General features: G+C 69.2%; 14 protein-coding genes and 1 tRNA gene. 8 read left to right on the top strand and 7 right to left on the bottom strand.

The window, feature by feature from the left end; translation table 11 throughout:
* Nucleotides 1-4: 4 nt before the first annotated feature.
* From ACOZ90_RS05145 to lspA, 3 genes are read left to right on the top strand one after another with little or no spacing between them, the layout of a single operon-like run.
* Nucleotides 5-958 carry a bifunctional riboflavin kinase/FAD synthetase gene (locus ACOZ90_RS05145; RefSeq protein WP_422892571.1) on the top strand — a complete coding sequence of 318 codons (954 nt, stop codon included), beginning with the start codon at nucleotides 5-7 and terminating at the stop codon, nucleotides 956-958.
* A 56-nt stretch (nucleotides 959-1,014) separates the two neighbouring features.
* The gene (gene ileS, locus ACOZ90_RS05140; RefSeq protein ID WP_422892858.1) at nucleotides 1,015-3,819 is read left to right on the top strand and encodes an isoleucine--tRNA ligase; all 2,805 of its coding nucleotides are present in this window, start codon (nucleotides 1,015-1,017) and stop codon (nucleotides 3,817-3,819) included.
* Complete coding sequence (gene lspA, locus ACOZ90_RS05135; RefSeq protein ID WP_422892857.1) at nucleotides 3,816-4,322, top strand: signal peptidase II; 507 nt, start codon at nucleotides 3,816-3,818, stop codon at nucleotides 4,320-4,322. Before ileS ends, lspA begins: the two co-directional genes overlap by 4 nt.
* 16 nt (nucleotides 4,323-4,338) lie before the next feature.
* Here lspA and ACOZ90_RS05130 read toward each other — a convergent pair whose 3' ends face one another.
* The 4 genes from ACOZ90_RS05130 to ACOZ90_RS05115 form a co-directional block, all read right to left on the bottom strand.
* Nucleotides 4,339-4,926: a hypothetical protein gene (locus tag ACOZ90_RS05130; RefSeq protein WP_422892570.1), complete on the bottom strand. Its 588-nt coding sequence runs from the start codon at nucleotides 4,924-4,926 to the stop codon at nucleotides 4,339-4,341.
* A gap of 77 nt (nucleotides 4,927-5,003) precedes the next feature.
* Complete coding sequence (locus ACOZ90_RS05125) at nucleotides 5,004-5,645, bottom strand: hypothetical protein (protein WP_422892569.1); 642 nt, start codon at nucleotides 5,643-5,645, stop codon at nucleotides 5,004-5,006.
* Between the two features lie 36 nt (nucleotides 5,646-5,681).
* Nucleotides 5,682-6,254, bottom strand: coding sequence for a hypothetical protein (locus ACOZ90_RS05120; protein WP_422892568.1), 573 nt, complete (start codon nucleotides 6,252-6,254; stop codon nucleotides 5,682-5,684).
* A 59-nt stretch (nucleotides 6,255-6,313) separates the two neighbouring features.
* A complete protein-coding gene (locus ACOZ90_RS05115; RefSeq protein ID WP_422892567.1) occupies nucleotides 6,314-8,311 on the bottom strand; it encodes a YadA-like family protein in 1,998 nt (665 codons plus the stop codon).
* A 62-nt stretch (nucleotides 8,312-8,373) separates the two neighbouring features.
* Here ACOZ90_RS05115 and ACOZ90_RS05110 point away from each other — a divergent pair, with 62 nt between their 5' ends.
* Nucleotides 8,374-10,764 carry a protein kinase domain-containing protein gene (locus tag ACOZ90_RS05110; protein WP_422892566.1) on the top strand — a complete coding sequence of 797 codons (2,391 nt, stop codon included), beginning with the start codon at nucleotides 8,374-8,376 and terminating at the stop codon, nucleotides 10,762-10,764.
* Here the strand turns inward: ACOZ90_RS05110 and ACOZ90_RS05105 are convergent.
* The 3 genes from ACOZ90_RS05105 to ACOZ90_RS05095 are packed head-to-tail and all read right to left on the bottom strand — an operon-like array spanning nucleotide 10,753 to nucleotide 13,462.
* Nucleotides 10,753-11,385, bottom strand: coding sequence for an ECF-type sigma factor (locus tag ACOZ90_RS05105; RefSeq protein WP_422892565.1), 633 nt, complete (start codon nucleotides 11,383-11,385; stop codon nucleotides 10,753-10,755). The genes ACOZ90_RS05110 and ACOZ90_RS05105 overlap by 12 nt on opposite strands.
* Before the next feature lie 56 nt (nucleotides 11,386-11,441).
* Nucleotides 11,442-12,350, bottom strand: a complete 909-nt coding sequence (locus tag ACOZ90_RS05100) for a hypothetical protein (RefSeq protein WP_422892564.1) — start codon at nucleotides 12,348-12,350, stop codon at nucleotides 11,442-11,444.
* The gene (locus tag ACOZ90_RS05095) at nucleotides 12,347-13,462 is read right to left on the bottom strand and encodes an OmpA family protein (protein WP_422892563.1); all 1,116 of its coding nucleotides are present in this window, start codon (nucleotides 13,460-13,462) and stop codon (nucleotides 12,347-12,349) included. Before ACOZ90_RS05095 ends, ACOZ90_RS05100 begins: the two co-directional genes overlap by 4 nt.
* A gap of 182 nt (nucleotides 13,463-13,644) precedes the next feature.
* Between ACOZ90_RS05095 and ACOZ90_RS05090 the strand changes: the two genes are divergently transcribed.
* The 4 genes from ACOZ90_RS05090 to ACOZ90_RS05075 all read left to right on the top strand — a co-directional run bounded on the left by ACOZ90_RS05090 (nucleotide 13,645) and on the right by ACOZ90_RS05075 (nucleotide 18,507).
* The gene (locus ACOZ90_RS05090; RefSeq protein WP_422892562.1) at nucleotides 13,645-17,007 is read left to right on the top strand and encodes an Ig-like domain-containing domain; all 3,363 of its coding nucleotides are present in this window, start codon (nucleotides 13,645-13,647) and stop codon (nucleotides 17,005-17,007) included.
* A 4-nt stretch (nucleotides 17,008-17,011) separates the two neighbouring features.
* Nucleotides 17,012-17,962 (top strand): 4-hydroxy-3-methylbut-2-enyl diphosphate reductase, encoded by a 951-nt coding sequence (gene ispH, locus ACOZ90_RS05085; RefSeq protein ID WP_422892561.1) that lies wholly within the window; start codon nucleotides 17,012-17,014, stop codon nucleotides 17,960-17,962.
* Between the two features lie 28 nt (nucleotides 17,963-17,990).
* Nucleotides 17,991-18,066, top strand: a tRNA-Thr gene (locus ACOZ90_RS05080).
* A gap of 156 nt (nucleotides 18,067-18,222) precedes the next feature.
* The gene (locus ACOZ90_RS05075; RefSeq protein WP_422892560.1) at nucleotides 18,223-18,507 is read left to right on the top strand and encodes a hypothetical protein; all 285 of its coding nucleotides are present in this window, start codon (nucleotides 18,223-18,225) and stop codon (nucleotides 18,505-18,507) included.
* The last annotated feature ends 26 nt before the right edge of the window (nucleotides 18,508-18,533 follow it).

Below are 18,533 nucleotides of genomic sequence, written 5' to 3'. Positions count from 1 at the left end.
TCGAATGATCAGGCTATTTCGCGACGTCGACGGTGGGCCGGTGTGCCCTGGCGGCAGCGTGGTCTGCATCGGTGCCTTCGACGGCCTGCACCTGGGCCATCGCGCGCTGGTGCGCCGCGCCGTCGAGCGTGCGCGTGCGCTGGGGGTCGAGGCGGTGGCGCTGGGTTTCGAGCCGCTGCCGCGCGAATTCTTCGCCGCCGGCGACCCGCCGCCGCGGCTGATGCTGCCGCGGGGCAAGGTCGAAGGCCTGGCCGGGCTGGGCGTGGACGTGGCCGGGCTGCTGCGCTTCAACCGGCCGTTCACGGCCATCACCGCCGAGGAGTTCGTGCGGCGGGTGCTGGTGGAGCGGCTGGGCGCGCGCGAGGTGTGGGTCGGGCCGCAGTTCCGCTTCGGCCACAGGCGCGGCGGCGATCTGGAGACCCTGCGCCGCGAGGGCGCCGCCCACGGCTTCACCGCCCACGAGATCGAGCCGGTGCTGGTGGACGGCGAGCGGGTCTCCAGTACCCGGATCCGCGCGGCCCTGGGCGCGGGCGACTTCGAGTCCGCCGGGCGGCTGCTCGGCGCGCCCTACGCCGTTTCCGGGCGGGTGGTGCGCGGGCGCCAGCTGGGGCGCATGCTCGGCTTTCCCACCGCCAACCTGCGCTTTGCGGGCAAGACGCCCGCGCTGGGCGGCATCCATGCCACCTGGGTGCACGGCGTCGGCGACCGGCCGTGGCCGGCCGTCTCCAGCTTCGGCACCCGGCCGACCGTCGGCGGGGTGGAGCCGCTGCTGGAAGCCCATCTGTTCGATTTCGACGGCGACCTGTACGGTCAGCGGATATCGATCGAATTCGTCGCCAAACTGCGCGACGAGGAAAAGTACCCCGACCTGCCGACCCTGGTCGCGCAGATGGACCGGGACGCCGACATGGCGCGCCGGGTCCTGCAATCCCACCCATCCCGACAGGCCTGCGCGTGAGCTCCGACCCCAACCGCTACAAGTCCACCATCCTGCTGCCGGCCACGGATTTCCCGATGCGCGGGGACCTGCCCAGGCGCGAGCCGCAGACCCTGGCCCGCTGGTACGACGAGGACCTGTATGCGCGCATCCGGGAGAACGCGAAGGGGCGGCCCCTGTGGGTGCTGCACGACGGCCCGCCGTATGCCAACGGCGTGATCCACATCGGCCACGCAGTCAACAAGGTGCTCAAGGACATGATCGTCAAGTCGAAGCTGATGGCCGGCTTCGACGCGCCCTACGTGCCCGGCTGGGACTGCCACGGCCTTCCGATCGAGCACGCTGTGGAGAAGAAGCACGGCAAGGTGGGGCAGAAGCTGGATGCGGCCGCGTTCCGGGTGAAGTGCCGCGAGTATGCCGGCGAGCAGATCGAACTGCAGCGGCAGGACTTCAAGCGCCTGGGCGTGCTCGGCGACTGGGACAATCCGTACCGCAGCATGGACTTTCGCTACGAGGCCGACATGCTGCGCGCGCTGGCGCGGATCTTCGAGCGCGGCCATGTCAACCGCGGCTTCAAGCCGGTGCACTGGTGCTTCGACTGCCAGTCGGCGCTGGCCGAGGCCGAGATCGAGTACGCCGACCGCATCTCGCCGGCGGTGGACGTTGCCTACCAGGCGCAGGATGCGGCGGCGCTGGCGGCCGCGTTTGGCGCCAAGATCGATGAAGGCACGCAAGTGGCGGTACCGATCTGGACCACCACTCCGTGGACCCTGCCGGCGTCGGTTGCGGTGTCGCTGGGCGCGGAGCTGGACTACGTGCTGGTGGACGGGCCGGCGCGCGAAGGCGGCCGCCAGCTGCTGGTGCTGGCCGAGGCGCTGGCCGGGCCGGCATTGAAGCGCTACGGCGTGGAATCGGTCGAAGTGCTGGGCCACGCCAAGGGCCAGGCGCTGGAGAACATGCTGCTGCACCATCCGTTCTACGAACGCGGGATCCCGCTCATCCTGGGCGACCACGTCTCCGCCGAAGACGGCACCGGCGCGGTGCACACCGCCCCCGGCCACGGCCAGGAAGACTTCGCCGTCGGCCAGGCCTACGGCATCAACGAACGCTATTCGGCCGCCGAACTGAACCCGGTGGACGCGCGCGGCGTGTACCTGGAGTCGGCCGCCCCGGCGGGCGAGGCCGCCATCGCCGGCCTGCACATCTGGAAGGCCAATCCGCTGATCGTGGACACGCTGCGCGGCAACGGCAGCCTGCTCGCCCACGAAGAGCTCCAGCACAGCTACCCGCACTGCTGGCGGCACAAGACGCCGGTGGCGTTCCGGGCCACCCCGCAGTGGTTCATCTCCATGGACAAGGCCGGCCTGCGCCGCGACGCGCTGGCCGCCATCAAGGACGTGCAGTGGTTCCCCGACTGGGGCCAGGCGAGGATCGCCGGCATGGTCGACGGGCGCCCGGACTGGACCATCTCGCGCCAGCGCTTCTGGGGCGTGCCGATCGCGCTGTTCGTGGAGCGCGAAACGCGCGAGCCGCACCCGGATTCGGCCGGACTGATGCGCAAGGTCGCCGAGCGGGTGGAGCGCGAGGGCGTGGATGCCTGGTACGCGCTGGATCCGGCCGAGCTGCTGGGTGAGGACGCCGCCCGCTACGACAAGGTCACCGACATCCTCGACGTCTGGTTCGACTCGGGCGTCAGCCACGCCTGCGTGCTGGAGCAGCGCCCGCAGGATGGCCTGCGCAAGCCGGCTGACCTGTACCTGGAAGGCTCCGACCAGCACCGCGGCTGGTTCCAGTCCTCGCTGCTCAGCGGCGTGGCCATGGACGGCGTGGCGCCTTACCGCCAGGTGCTCACCCACGGCTTCACCGTGGACGCGGCCGGCCGCAAGATGTCCAAGTCGCTGGGCAACGTGGTGGCCCCGCAGAAAGTGATGGACGCGATGGGCGCGGACGTGCTGCGGCTGTGGATCGCCGCGGCCGACTACCGCCAGGAAATGTCGGTGTCCGACGAGATCCTCAAGCGCAGCGCCGATGCCTACCGGCGCATCCGCAACACCGCGCGCTTCCTGCTGGGCAACCTCAACGGCTTCGATCCGGCCGCGCACCTGCGCCCGCTCGACGACATGGTCGCGCTGGACCGCTGGATCGTGCACCGCGCGCACCTGCTGCAGGAGAAGGTCACCGCCGCCTATGCACGCTACGACTTCCCGGAGATCGTGCAGGCGCTGAGCAACTTCTGCAGCGTGGAGCTGGGCTCGCTGTACCTGGACGTGACCAAGGACCGCCTGTACACCATGGGCGAGGATTCGCGCGGCCGGCGCAGCGCGCAGAGCGCGATGTACCGGATCGCCGAGGCCTTCGTGCGCTGGATCGCGCCAATCCTGGCCTTCACTGCCGACGAGATGTGGCAGCACATGCCGGAGGCGACGGACACCGGCGCGCGGCCGGACAACGTGCTGTTCGCCACCTGGTACGAAGGCCTGGCGCCGCTGCCGGCCGATGCGCCGCTGTCGGCGGAGGAATTCGGCCGCCTGCTGGAACTGCGCGAGCGGGTGGCCGCAGCGCTTGAACCGATGCGCGCCAGCGGCGAGATCGGCGCCGCGCTGCAGGCCGAGATCGTGCTGCGCTGCGGCGTGGCCGACCAGAACCGGCTTGCGCCCCTGGCCGACGAACTGCGCTTCCTGCTGATCAGCGGCGACGTGACCATCGAGCCGGATGAGGATGCCGTCGACATCGGCATCGCCGCCACGGTCACCGACAAACCCAAGTGCGTGCGCTGCTGGCAGCATCGCGGCGATATCGGCAACAACCCGGAGCATCCGGAGATCTGCGGCCGCTGCGTGTCCAACATCGAAGGCCCAGGCGAGGATCGACAGTGGTTCTGAACAACGCGCCCAAACCCAACGCGCTGCCGTGGCTGGTCGTATCGGTGATCGTCATCGCGCTCGACCAGCTGACCAAGTGGTGGGTGCTGAGCAGCCTGCCCGAGTACACCGCGATCCCGGTGATCGAAGGCTTCTGGAACTGGTACCGTACCTACAACACCGGCGCTGCGTTCAGCTTCCTCGCCGGCGGCGGCGGCTGGCAGAAATGGTTCTTCACCGTGCTCGCGTTCGGCATCAGCGCGCTGCTGGCGTTCTGGCTCTCGCGCACGCCGCGCGCGGACTGGAAGACCGCGCTGCCGTTCGCGCTGGTGATCGGCGGGGCGATCGGCAACGTGATCGACCGCCAGCTCCACGGCCACGTGGTCGACTTCATCCAGTGGCACTGGCGCGATTACTACTGGCCGGCGTTCAACCTGGCCGACGCGGCCATCGTCGGCGGGGCCATCGGCATCGCCCTGTTCGGCCTGATCGGTGGGGTTTCGGAGAAGCGCCGCCCCGGTTAAGGGCGGCGCACCGGGATCAGGACTCCGGGATTACGGCGGTGAACCGCCCCTCCCGGACCCGCAGGATCTTGTCGTCCCTGCGGGGTGCCTTGTTGATCGAGGCTCCTTCCATGAGTTCAAGCTCGAACCGGCCAGTCACCTGGCTTGCGTCCACGTGATCGATCACGAGCTTTCCTTCCAGTCCGTGACCCTTCCACTCCTCGGGCATGTCGTACTCCAGCGCCACGTTCGCGTAGCGCCCTCCGCGGTTTTCCATGATGTCCATGAAGTGGGCGGTGAAGCCGCCGGCGTAGCCGCGGGAAGCATCGGTCTCCGAAACGATCGGGTACTCGCCTGGAGTCGGTACGCCTCCGGCCTCCGACATGGCGGTCAGCCGGAGGCTGTAGGTCTGCTCCGATTCGACATGACTGTCCGCAACCTGGATGACAAACAGCTGACCCCGCGAATGCTCGACCTGGCGAACCCAGGCGACACCGCGATGCTCCGCTTCCAGTGCCCCGGAGACCGTGAACGCGACTGCAGAGGTGCTGTCCGGGGCGACGTCCGGGTCCTCGGTGGCGTCCACGCCCGTGCAGGCCTGGCATGACAGGAGCGTCGCCAGCATGATGGCCCGTCCGGCAGTGCCGGCCGGAGAGGTCGCGCTTGGGTGGCGCGAAGGCTGCAGCCAATTCCGTACGGACCTCATGGCTGGCCTCCCGAGCCGCCGTCAAGGATGTCCTGCAGGACATCGTCGCTGGCCACTTCGCTGTTGAAGCTGCCTTCGAGGGGGGAGCAACCCTCATCCGCCCCGGTGGCCGAGCCGTCCGGGCACAGGAAGCCTCTGAAATTTCCTTCGACGTGTCCGCCCTGGGCGTCCAGCTCGATCCGGTTCCATTCGATCTCCAGCTCCTGTGCTTCCCGCAGCACTCCGCCCGTATAGACGAACAGTTCGTGGCTGGTCACGGTGTAATCATCTCCCTGCGACATCAGTGTGGCCGAGAGCGTCGCCTGCCGGCTGCGGTCTTCCGTCGCTATGCCCTGCAGCGACAACAGCATCATTGGCCCCTGCGCGGCGATGCTGGCAGAGGGCCGGCGCAGTTCATCGCCGGGGACACCGGCAAGGATCTGCCAGGAGGAGTCCCGGCCGTCCACGCGCGTGACGAGCTCGCCCATCGTGGGCCGAGCGCTGGATGCAGCATTGGCGCTGGCGGGGAGTGTGACCGGTGGCGTGTCGGTGGTCGACATGGCATTTGCCGGGTCCTCGCCGGTTCCGTTGCTGCAGCCGGCAAACAGGAGCAGGGCCAGGGCCGCGGTGGCTCCAGGGATGACGCAGGGGTTGTTCATGCGGGTTCTCCAGAAGGTCTGTTGGGGGCGCGGGAATCAGGGATCTATTCCCAAGTGCGGGTTCCGTTCCAGTGGGGCACTGAGCTCACCGTGGACCTGATGGCATCGGGTCTCGTACTCGAGTGGGCCGGTGTAGTGGTCCACGCACACCGGAACATCCAGGAAAACGGAGGCGTGGCCGGTGCCCTTGTCCACGTCCAGGTCCATGCGGTTCCAGCGGATTCCGCTGTTGTCGTCATCAGCAGCGCGCGGCCCCACGCGCTCGAAGATGGTTCCGCTGTCATCGCGGTATGTCACTTTCTGGTTCAGAAAGACCGGTTCCGAAGCCTCGCCCAGAAACGTTGAGTGCACCTCCACGTAGCGATCCCCGTTGTGGGCGCGCAGGCTCACGGCCGTGGCCACGCCGTGGCGGTTGAATTGGGCGCCGGCTCTGCTTCCGGTCTCGGCGGAACCCGCCGGAATGCTCCAGGGCCCGTGCTCGCCGTCGATGCTCAGGGCGGTCCCGCCGGTCGCGCTCTGGTTGCAGCCCGCCAGGATCGCGGCCAGTAAACCGGTGAGTCCAAGCGTCCATGCAAAGCGTCGCGTGTTGGCCTGTGCCGCGTTGGTCATGACTGTGTATCTCCGTGGTTGGTCCGGGGCATGCATCGCGCGGCCCCGGACAGGCTGGATTACAGGTCGACGCCGAAGCCGACGCCAGCCGAGCGCTCGCTGCCACTGAACGCCGCGCCAAGGGAGAACGACGCGCGCTCGCCGACCCGGCGGCCGTAGCCGACGGAAAGCGCCTCACGCCCGCCCTGGACACCCGCGCCCACCGCGATCCTTCCGCGCTCCGAGCGGCCCCCTGCCGCGTTGATCGCCATGTTCAGCATGGCCGCGCTCATGGCGCCATGGCGGTCGATCCGGCGGTCCATGCGTTCCATCTGGTAGCTGATGTCGTCGAACCGGTCCTCGAGCAGGTCCATGCGATCGAGCATCGAGGTCGGGTCGAAGCCGGCGACGCTGGCGATGCGCTGGTCGGTGTAGCGGTTGGCCGATGCCAGAGTGGCCGCGTCTGCGGTCTCCATGTCGCTGCGCACCGCACCCTCCCGGTCGTCGGTGTAGGCATTCGCAGAGGACAGGGTGGCGGCGTCAGCGGTTTCCATGTCGCTGCGCACCGCACCCTCCCGGTCGTCGGTGTAGGCATTGGCCGAAGACAGGGTGGCGGCGTCCGCGGTCTCCATGTCGCTGCGGATCTCGACCTCACGGCTGTCGGTGTAGTCGGTGGCGGTGGCCACCGCCGCGGCGCTGCCCTGGGCGATGTCGGCGCGAATCGCCGCCTCGCGCGTGTCGGTGTAGGCGTTCGCGGAGGACAGGGTGGCGGCGTCAGCGGCCTCCATCTGCCGCAGGTTCACGGCATCGGTGGCCTGCACCGCGTCGGCCACGTTCGCCAGGTTGCGCTCGGCGCCGGCCGCCCCGATCGACACGGTGTTCGCGCGATCGGCGACGCTGTCGGTGCCGATTGCCACCGAATCGTCGGCGTGGGCGATTGCCCCGTAGCCCATCGCCACGCTGTTGCTCCCATGCGCTTCGCTGACGAAGCCCATCGCCAGGCTCGAATTCCCTGCCGCGGTGTTGCGGTAGCCCACGGCGGTGGCGAACTCGCCATCGACCACGTTGTTGGAGCCGAAGGCGCTGCCGGCACCGGCATTGGTGGTGTTGGAGAAACCTACCGCGGTGGAGGCATCGCCAGCGGCCAGGTTCTCCCGCCCCAGGGCGGTCGCGTGGGCGCCGGACGCGGTGTTCTCGTGTCCGTACGCCGATGCGTTCTCGCCGGTAGCCTGATTGCTGCGCCCCACTGCGGTGGAACCCGCTGCGGAAGCCTCATTGCTGCTGCCCAGGGCGGTGGACCAGTTGGCGGTGGCATGGTTGACGATGCCCACTGCGGTGGCATTGGCGCCCGAGGCGATGTTCATGTTGCCGAGCGCAGTGGAACCGACGTTGTTGGCCTCGTTGCCGCGGCCGACGGCGGTGGATGCCCGGCCGGCCAGGTTTCCCGAGCCGACAGCGGTTGCGTGCAGATCCGCCCCCGTGTTGCTGTGGCCGATTGCGGTTGCGTTTTCAGCGGCGGCGTGGTTTTCCCAGCCGATTGCAGTTGCGCTCAAGCCCTCGGCCAGGTTGTCAAAGCCCATGGCAGTCGCATAGTTGGCGCTTGCCTCGTTGAAGAAGCCAAAGGTGGTTGCGCTGTTGGCGGTGCTTTCGTTGGCTATGCCGACCGCGAGGGCACCGCCAACGGCCAGGTTGCTTATGCCCAGCGCCGTGGCGGAATTTCCAGTGGCCTCGTTGTTGCGGCCGAACGCGATGGAATAGTCCCCCGAGGCCTCGTTGTCGACGCCGCAGGCGACCGCGCCGTTGCCGTCCGCGGTGCTCGGCGTTCCGCCGTCCATCTCGCACACGTTGCCCGCGTGGACCGTGGTGGCGGTCATCGCCAGCAGCAGGGCGGTGATCGAAGCGGCCAGGGGGGCGATGGTGCGGACGCGCGCCGGACGGCGCTTGGCGCTGGTATCAGATTTGCACTGCATGGAAATCACTCCGTTCGATGAGGTTTGCACAGCCATGGGGCTCTGAACCCACATGTACGACGGGTATCGGGGAAAGCTGACATCCCGGCCACGACAGGTCGTTCCCACGTGCTAGCCTGTGTCGCGCCGTCGGGGGTGCTGGTTACGGCAACGAAATCCCAGGGGGAGTGATGGAGGAAACGGAAGGCTGCCCGCACGCGTGGGCGCTGTTCGATCGCCTGGTGGAGCTGTCGGCCGGGGATCGGCAGGCGGTGCTTGAACGCGAGGCGCAGGACCCGGCGCTGCGCCGGGAGGTGAAGGCCCTGCTGTCCGAGTTCGAGCGGATGGGGGAAGAAGCGGAGTGCGCTCCGCCGGAACAGATCCTTGCCGCCGGCACCGTGCTGGACAAATGGCAGGTGGAGGCGTTGATCGGCCGCGGCGGGATGGGCGAGGTCTATCTTGTGTCGCGCATCGGCGGCGACTTCGAGCAACGGGCCGCGCTCAAGCTGCTGAGCCGGATGGACTCGGCCGAGGAGCGGGCGCGCTTCGCGGCCGAGCGCCGCATCCTGGCACGGCTCGAACATCCCGGGGTTGCCCGCCTGCTGGATGGCGGCGAGCACGAAGGTATGCCCTACGCGGTGATGGAATATGTCGAGGGGGCGTCGATCACGTCGCACGCGCGGGAGCTGTCCCTGCGGCAGCAGATCCTGCTGTTGCTGCAGGCCTGTGCGGCGGTCGAACACGCACATCGCCACCTTGTCGTCCACCGCGACCTGAAACCCGGGAACATGCTGGTCGACACCCAGGGCAGGCTGCGCCTGCTGGACTTCGGCATCGCCAAGCGCCTGGCCCCGGATCGCACGGGCGGGGACGGGGCAACCCAGGTGATCCGCGCCTCGCCGGACTACTGTGCGCCGGAGCAACTCAGCGGCGAACCCGTCTCGACTGCAACCGACGTCTACGCCTTGGGCGTGATCGCCTTCGAACTGCTGACCGGGGAACGCCCCTGGAAGCTCGGGGGCTTGCCCATCATCCGGGCGATGGACCGCCTCCGCACGCAGGAGCCGCCGCGCCCCAGCGCGCGCCTGGCCGGTGCCCGCCGCAGGCTGGTTGCCGGTGACCTCGACAGCATCGTGCTCAAGGCGCTGCAGACGCGACCCGAGCGCCGGTACGCCACCATGGGCGCGCTGGCCGACGACCTGCGTGCCTGGCTGGACGGCCGGCCGGTCAAGGCACGCGAAGGTACATGGGGTTATCTGGCGCTGCGCGCGCTCCAGCGCCACAAGCTGGCGGCCGGGCTGGGTGCCGCGGTGCTGCTGAGCCTGACCGCAGGCCTGGCCGCGACCGCATGGCAGGCGCGCGAGGCTGCGCTTGAGCGCGACATGGCCCGCCGGGAAGCAGCGCGCAACCTGGCGGTGTCCGACTACCTGTCCCTCATGTTCCGCACGGCCGGCGAGCTGGAAGGCACCGCCGACGTCACCGCCCGGATGGTGCTGGACCGGGCGGCGGAGCGCCTGCACGAAGAGTTCTCCGACTCACCCGAAAGCTATGCCGACCTGTCACTGGCATTGGCTGAGCTGTACCTGCAGTTGAACGACTACGCCGGTGCGCGCCCGCTGCTGACCCGCCTGCTGGAGCAGCCAGGCCTGCCGCCCGGGCAGCGCGCGATGGCCCAGCACGACCTGGCCCAACTGCGCTTCCGCGACGAACACCAGGCCGACGCGGCCTCGCTGCTGCGCGAGGCCCAGGCGTTCTGGGCCACCGACCCGGGGCGCTACCGCGACCAGCTCCTCGACAGCCGCCTGTTGCAGTCGCAGATCGAGTTTGCCGACGGACAGGCCGAACAGGCGCTGCTCACCCTGACCGACGCGCTGCCTGAGCGGGTGGAGCTGTCCGGGGCCGGGCACCGGGATACCGCCGTGCTGGTCAACAACATCGGCAACGCGTATTTCCGGCTTGGCCGGTTCGAGGAGGCCATTACCCATTTCCAGCGAGCCGACGCCATCTGGCGTGCGCTTGGCCGTTCGCGCAGCACCGATGCCCTCAATACGCTGAACAACTGGGCGGGGGCGGAGTATCGCCTGGGGCGCATCGAACAGGCCGTCGGCTTGTTCGAGCGGGCATTGGAGCTGCGCCGCGAGCTCTACGGTCCGTCCGCGGCCATGGCCGCCCTGCTCAACAACCTCGGCAAGGCGCTGTTGCAGTTGCAGCGCCACGACGAGGCGATCGGGTTGCTGCGCGAGGCGATCCGGATGGGCCGCGAGCATGCCGGGGGTGACACCAGCACTGTTGTGTTGTCGGCGGGGATGGGCCTGGTCGATGCGCTCGTACTGGCCGGCGATCCGGCGCAGGCGCGCAGCGAGCTGACGTGGCTGGAACCGGCGGTGCACGAAAGCCGCGGGCCGGAACACCTGCTGGCGGGGATGCTGGGCATCTCGCAGGCGCGCCTGCTGCACGCCGAGGGCCGGACCGGCGAGGCGCGCGAGCGCCTGGCGTCGACCCGTGCACACCTGGAAAGCCTGGGGGCGCCCGCCACCGGTGCGCTGGCACAAGTGGCCGAACTTGAGGCGTCAATCCTGTAGCGAGCCCGCGTCCGGCGTGTGCTGGTCCCGTATGGAGCGGGGTGCTTCGGCGTCCAGCGCATTGCGCAGCCATGCCCGTGCCTTGACCCAGTCCCGCCGGACGGTACGCGTCGTGACGCCGAGGATCCGGCCGGTTTCCTCGTCGGTGTATCCGGCGAAGTAGCGGCACTCCACCACGCGCGCCAGCCGGGGGTCCACCCGCGCCAGGGCTTGCAGGGCATCGCCCACCGAAACGCACACTTCGTCCGGGGCTGTCCAACCGCTTCCAGGCGGTGCGTCGGCCTGGATCGCGCACTCGTCCAGTGATACATGCACCGCGCCTTCGCCGCGGCGCAGGCGCAGCCGCGACCGGGCCCGGTCGACCAGCACATGGCGCATGGCCACCGCGGCGGCGGTGAGGAAGTGCCGGCGGCTTTGCCAGTTGCCGCCGCGCGCCAGCTTGATATACGCCTCGTTGATCAAGGCTGTGGTCTGCAGCGTGCTGTTGCAACTGACCCGGGCGCGCACGCCGTGGGCGGCGCGCTTGAGATCCGGGTAAAGCTGCCGCGCCAGGGCTTCGGCGCTTTCACACAGCTCCGCGGTGTCGACGGCGTCCGGCGCCCGATCGGCTGGTCCTTCCATGGTTCCTTCCCCCTCTGGCCAACGGGGCCATCCTAGCACTGGGGCGGAAGGCCAACCTACCGGGGAACCGCGAGTATCGCCGCATCGTACGGCTCGCCACCCGCGGCGCGCCAGCGGATCCAGTGTGTCCCGATCTGGTCGTCCAGCACCACCGCGTTGCGCGCCAGCCCCTGCCGCGCACCTGCCTGGCCCTCCAGATCCTTGTCCAGGATGAACTCGAACCGCGCCGTCGCTGGCTCCATGCGCGGAATCGGCCGCCTCGCGTCCTCGCCGATTGCTTCGTGCAGGAAGGCAAGCACCGCGGCAGGACCGGCTCCATCCGCCCCTCCGGTCCCGAAGGGCAGTGGTGGCATCGCCGGATCGAGCGGCTGCCAATCGCCATCGGGCCCGGCGTACGCGTCCGGAGCCAGGCAGGACCGACCCAGGCAGTCCATTGCGCTGGCCTCGGCATCGCCCAGTTCCCGCCGCTCTGCATGGTGGATTGCCGCCTGCATGCCCTGTACCGGGCCCATCGTGAAGCGGAACGCCACGTGCGGTCCCGTTCCGAAGGCCTCCGGCGGCGCCAGGGGCAGTGCGGGATCCATGGTGGCCAGCCCGGCCCGGATGGCCGGGCCAAGGTTGAAGCGCACCACCTCCACGTGTGCCAGCGGTTCGGCCTCTTCGGTTGTGGCCGGAACCAGGTCGTATCGCACCCGGTAGCGGGCATGGTGGACTTCCGGTTCGCCGGCGTCGACCAGCAGTACCGCGCGGACCGGCGCCGGCAGCTCGGCGTCGGGATGGAACACCGAAGCGCCGATGTCGGGGAATCGCGCGGCATCGTAGTACCCGGGACCGGCCAGCGTGACGGGGTCGACCTCGACGAACCCCGTGGCCTCGCCGGGGGGTTGCGCATTGGCCAGGGGCGTGCACAGCAGCAGCATCAGTGCCGGGACCATCAGGCCCATGCCCGGCTTGCGCGCGCTCATCGGCGCACCAGCTCGACGCGGCGGTTCTGCTGCCGGCCGTGTTCGGTGTCGTTGCTGGCCACCGGCGTCGCGGCGCCGACGCCCTGCGCGGTCAGGCGGGCAGGCGACACCCCGTAGCGAACCACCAGAGCGTCCCGGACCCGCTCGGCGCGCCGCTGCGACAGCTGGATGTTCGCCTCGGCGCTGCCGGTGCTGTCGGTGTGACCCACCACCATCAGGTTCAACGCGGGTTGATCACGCAGCAGCAGGCCCACCTGTGCCAGCGCCGGATCCGATTCGGCCCGCAGGGTGTCACGGCCGGTATCGAAATGGATCCCCTCCAGGGTGACCTTGCCGTCGCGCTCCAAGCCGTCGGCCAGCGCGCTGGCATTGACCGACACCATGCCGGTGTCCATCTGGCTCGTCTCGACCACATGGATCAGTGTGTGAGGCGGGTACACCTGCAGCGAAATGAATGCGGTGCCGTCGTCCTGGTGCAGTCGGCCAGTGAGGTAGCGCTGGTCGCGCTGGTTGGAAGACTGGAAGCGGCCGATCTTCATCACGCCGCCCAGGGCGACGCCGCGGACGTTGAAGTTCGAGCACGCGTCAGGGCCGGAGCACTCGTATTCGATCTGCAGGCCGCGCGAGGCCAGCGCGTCCCGGTAGTTGCGGAAGATCTCGAACACCGAGCGGCCGTCCGGGTTGGTGTAGCACAGGCGGGTGTAACGCCCTTCGAGGGTTTCGGTGACGTTGAGGCCGTTCTCCTTGCCAATGACGCGGGTGGCCTCGTCGTAATCGGAGTATTCGCGCGCGCAGCGCTGCGAACCGGCATAGGGGGTGATCAATGGGTGGTCGCCGCCGGGATCGGCGCTGCCACGGGTGCCGCTGTCGATGACCTCCACCTCGCGGCCCTGGCGCCGGGCTTCGGCGATGCAGCGCTCGTCGCCCAGTGCGCAGCGCGTGGCCTCGCGGGTGCGGCGATCGGCCTGGCGGTGGACCTCGCTTTCGGCGGCACGCTCGATGGTGCGGCCGAGGCGGTCGAGGAAACTCTGGGCCATGGCGTGGGGGGCGGCGAGCCCGAGGGCAATCGCCAGGACCGCGGCGGTCCGGGCGGCGGAAGGGAAGTATCGCATCGAGGTAGCTCCGTTTCGGAATGGCGCCGGCGCCTGTGCCGGTTTGCCCTGCATATACGATGCCCGGGTCCGTTCGCGGACATGGGTCCGACAACGCCGTGGCTGCGGCACCAGCGCCGCGTGTCCGCGCCAGCGATCGGGCGCCGTACATGTTCCGGTCCTCCATCGGATAAGAACTGGTCGTGCGCCCAAAACCGATTGCCCTGTTTGCGTTTCCCGTACTGGCCGCGGTGCTGCTGGCCATGTCGCTGGTGGCCGGGTTGGTCCCGGCCAATGTCCAAGCCGCCGATGATCCGGAAGGGGGGCAGGCGCGGTTCGATCGAGATGCGTTCTTTGCGAGGGCAAGTGCCCAGATCAGGGGAGTGAGCGCCAGCTGGACAGGCTCGGTCAGCGGTGAGTTCGGCCGCTCCCTGGAGGGGACCGCCAGTTTGAAGTTCTTCGAGACGGGGGACGGCCGGCTCAAGATCGCCTTTTACCTGGGCGATACCCACGCGTACTACGATGGGATCACCATCGGTGGTCTGGTCAGCTGCGGAACCGGGCCGCGGACGTACCCGGTCTGGGTGCGGCGCAGGGCCGGCGAGCAGCAGCCTCCGGGGCGCCTGGAGGTGTATTTCACCGAATCGCAGGCGATCGCGTCACGGCGGGCCGGAGTGACCCCGGTTCCGCGGGACGACATGTACACGGCCGAGTCCGGTACGGTGTCGCTGCGGCTGGAGGAAGATTACCTGGAGGTCGGCCTCGACGCGGTGATGTCCAGCGGACCCCTCAGCCCGCAGGCCTCCACGCCGGCGCGCATCCGCCTGCGGGCACAGGCGCGGGTGGAGCGCACGCTGGAGAACGATGCGGAATTCAGTACCAGCCTGTGCGACGCCCCTCCACCGTTCGAGATGGTGAAGATCCTGCCGGAGGACGGCCGTGGCAACGTGCTGCTGGAGCGCCCGGAGATCCTGCTGGAGTTCAACCAGGACATCCATCCGCAAAGCCTGGAGAATCCGGACCTGGTCGTGGTACGCACGAAGCTGAAGGCGTTGGAACTCCGCCAGCCGTGGCTTGATGCCCTGCCGCCCGAGCTGCAGGAACGGCTCCGCAAGGCGTCATGGGAATTCCCGGCACAAGTGGCCGAACCCGCCCCACCGGGCCACGCTGTCGAGCTGGACTGGACGCCCGAGCACATGGTGCCGGCAATGGATGACGATGATCCGGACGGCGAGCACGTGCCGGGCACGGTCGACCTGGACGGGCCGCGGACGCTGCGCTTCGTTCCCTCCCGACCGCTGCGCAGTGGGGTGCGCTACCAGGTGGACGTCGCGCATGGCCCGGGCGGGGTGCGCAGCACGCAGTTCCACGAACTCGACGAGGTGCCACCCAACTTCTTCAGCACGCGCGTGCGGCCCGACGAGGTGCGAGTGCACGTCTACCAGACCACGCGCGATGCGCCGCTCCTGTTGCGCAAGCCGGCGATGGCCCGGGTGTTCGTGGACTGGGAAGCGGATCCCGAGATCGACACCGATTGGCAGGTGCGTGCGTACGAGGTCGACCTGGAGATCACCCGCGACGGGCACGAGGGCGTGGTGTTCCCGCAGCAGACCCACACCGTGCTGCGGCCGGACCAGTACGACGATCGCGACCGGCGCATGGCCGAGGACTCCATCAACCGCTTCGGCTGGTCGCCGCGGGCCCGGGACATCCGGCAACTGGTGGCGCGGGTATCCCCGCACGATCCCTGGCCGGGTGCGGGCAGGCGCAAGGCGCCGGAGGATACCGGCGAGCGGTCGGTGGAGTTCGCTTCCTCCCAGGTCGACGAACTCAGCGTGGAGGCCTATGTCGTGCGCCTTTGGAAGTGGCTGGCGCAGCCGCCGGACGCGGGCACCATTGCCAATGTGATCAGCGCGTTCCGGCAGGACAACGAGTTCGCGCGTCAGCTGTTCCCGGTGGTCCGGGTCCGGGGCCACTACGGCGGCGTGTTCATGCCGCCCGAGGACCTGCGTCGCTCCAGCGTGGGCTTGGCAGTGCAGGCGCGCATCCTTCATGACCATGTGGGTCTGCAGTCGGACGCGGACATCGTGGTCGGCTATTACCCGCCGAACATGCTGGAGGGGCGGGGCCAGGGCATTGCGAAGTACCCGGCCCAGCGGGCGAACGTCGTGCTGATGCCGGTCAGGGCGTCGGACGGCGAGGAGCACCCCGCGATCCTGGGCATGCCGCTGGTCACGCATGAGTACGGCCACGTGTTCGGGCTCGACCACAATCCATTCGTCAATGACGATGTCGAGCGGAAGACGCACTGCGGCTCGTTGGCCGCCTACGCCGCCAGTTCCGGGGGCATCGAGGGCTTTCGCATCGCTGCCGGTGGAGAGCATGGCTGGAGCAAGTCCAGCACGACGGGAAACGCCCAGGACCCGGACACGCTCAAGGACCTGATGTATCCGTGCGTCTACGATCACCGGGACTGGTGGTGGATCAGCGACAGGGACTACAAGCGCCTGGTCAAGGATCTGCCCGGGCTGCTCAACGCGCAGCGCGTTCAGCGATACCTGCGCCACCACGGCCGGCGCCCGCCCGATGTCTCGAGTTCGGTCCTGTTGGACCGGCCGGTCGCCGCCCCGGCACGCGGCCGCCGCCGGATGCTGGTCTCGGGCACCATCGAGGGTGACCGGGTCCGGTTCATGCCCACGGTCGACCTGCCGGAGGCGGGCCCCCTGCCGGAGCCGGGCGGTGACCTCACCGTGGTGGTCGAGGCGGCCAACGGAGCACTTCTGGCGACGCGCGACGCGGTCGTGGTCCAGGACGAGGACGGCGACGCGTTCGCCTATTTCTCCGCGGTGGTGGAGGTGGAGGGTGAACCGGCCCGCATCGCCCTCAAGCGCGGGCGCCAGGAGCTGGGCGACGTCGCTGCCCGGGTCCCTCCCGGGGCGCCCAGGATCACGTCCCACGCAGACGGCGCGCGCCTGGCGCACGGCGACTGGCTTCGCTGGGAGCCCGTCGATGTCGAAGGCGCACGGTACTCGGTGCGCTACCGGCCCGATCCGGAGGCCTCGCCACGCGTGCTGGCGGCGCTGGTCGATGCCACCGCGGTTCCGATCGACCTGGCAGTGCTGCCCGCGGGCGCCTCGCCCACCCTGGAAGTAGTCGCGCATTCAGGCATGCACGAAGCGCGCACCCTGCTGCGGGTGCAGGTGGTCCAGGACACGCGGCCGATGCTGGTATTCCCCGTGGATGATGCCGCCCCAGTGCATGACGAGGGCATCGGCGCCTGGTTCAACTCCACGCTGGAGGCCGACAGCGTCGGTGCCGACGCGATCCGGCTGTTCGACGCGCAGGGGCGCGCCATTCCGGTGGATGCCCGGCTGCTGCCATCTGGCGACGGCGTGCACGGGGTCCCGCGCGAGCCGCTTTTGGCCGGCGAACGGTACACGGTGCACCTCGGGGCCGGCTTGCGCTACGAGGACGGGCGGGTGATGGAGAATCCGGTCCGCTGGAGCTTCCATGCAGGCGGGGCACGGGTGACGGACGCGCGAGACAGCCCGAAGCAGGTAAAATAGGCCCATGGAGATCGTCCTCGCCAATCCCCGCGGTTTCTGCGCCGGCGTCGACCGCGCGATCGAGATCGTCAAGCGTGCCATCGAAACCCTGGGTGCGCCGATCTACGTTCGCCACGAGGTGGTGCACAACCGCTACGTGGTCGACGACCTGCGCGGCCGCGGGGCGATCTTCGTCGAGGAACTGGACGAGGTGCCGGACGGCGCCACCGTGATCTTCAGTGCCCATGGCGTGTCGCAGGCGGTGCGGGCCGAGGCCGACCGCCGCGGCTTAAAAGTGTTCGACGCCACCTGCCCGCTGGTGACCAAGGTCCACTTCGAGGTCTCCCGCAACTGCCGCGCCGGGCGCGACGTGGTGCTGATCGGCCACGCCGGCCATCCCGAGGTGGAAGGCACGATGGGGCAATGGCGCCGCGAGGGCGGGGCAGGGCAGATTTTCCTGGTCGAAGACCTCGAAGACGTCGCCCGCCTGCAGCCGGGGCAGCCCGGCAACATCGCCTACACCACGCAGACGACGCTGTCGGTGGACGACACGCGCGGCATCATCGACGCGTTGCGCGAGCGGTTCCCGTCCATCCAGGGGCCGCGGAAGGACGATATCTGCTATGCCACCCAGAACCGCCAGGACGCGGTGCGCGAGCTGGCCCGCGAGTGCGACCTGGTGCTGGTCGTCGGGTCGCCCAACAGTTCCAATTCCAACCGGCTGCGCGAGCTGGCCGAGCGCGACGGGGTGGAGGCGTACCTGATCGACGGGGCGGACGAGATCGATCCGCGCTGGCTGGAAGGGCGCGGCCACGTGGGCGTGACGGCGGGCGCCTCGGCGCCGGACATCCTGGTCCAGGGGGTGCTGGACCGGCTCCACGAGATGGGCGCGGGCGGGGTGCGCGAGCTGGACGGCGAGCCGGAAAACATGGTGTTCGCACTGCCCAAGGAGCTGCGGGTGCGGCTGGTGGACTGACCCGGCAGCGGATAGAATCGCTTCCCTTGCCGTTGTAGCTCAGTTGGTAGAGCAACTGATTCGTAATCAGTAGGTCGGAGGTTCGACTCCTCTCAACGGCACCAACTTGGCCCGCGCTGTTTTTGGCGCGGGCTTTTTTGTGCTCCTTCGCCGGGGCTTGTGGCGGGCTGGCGCGCTTTCATTGATCCGACATCCGGTTTTCACAGGATCTGCGACTGCGGTGCGGATCATTGCCGGCAGCAAACGACGGATCGTGATTCATGCATATCTCCCACATCGACATCCACCTGGCCGGCGACGGCTACGTGGTGGCGCCGGCCGGTGTGGCGCTGCCGGCCGAGCTGGGCGGGGCGCTGGGCGGGCTGCGGTTCGGCTGGTCGCAGGAAACGGCGGGGACGGTGAGGCTGGCCAGCTGGCGGGAGATTCGTGCCGACATTGATGCGTCCGGCTACGCGGTGGTGTCCGGCGAGGAGTTCGCGGCGCTGCTGGGCTGGCCGCTGGAGCGCATCTGCCAGGCAGGTGAAGGGCGCCGGCTGGCCGCCTGAGCGTTGCTTCCCGCGGATGTGGCAGC

This window comes from Luteimonas dalianensis (assembly GCF_049339425.1).
Taxonomy (GTDB): domain Bacteria; phylum Pseudomonadota; class Gammaproteobacteria; order Xanthomonadales; family Xanthomonadaceae; genus Luteimonas; species Luteimonas dalianensis.
This window is presented reverse-complemented; position numbering and strand designations above follow the sequence as displayed.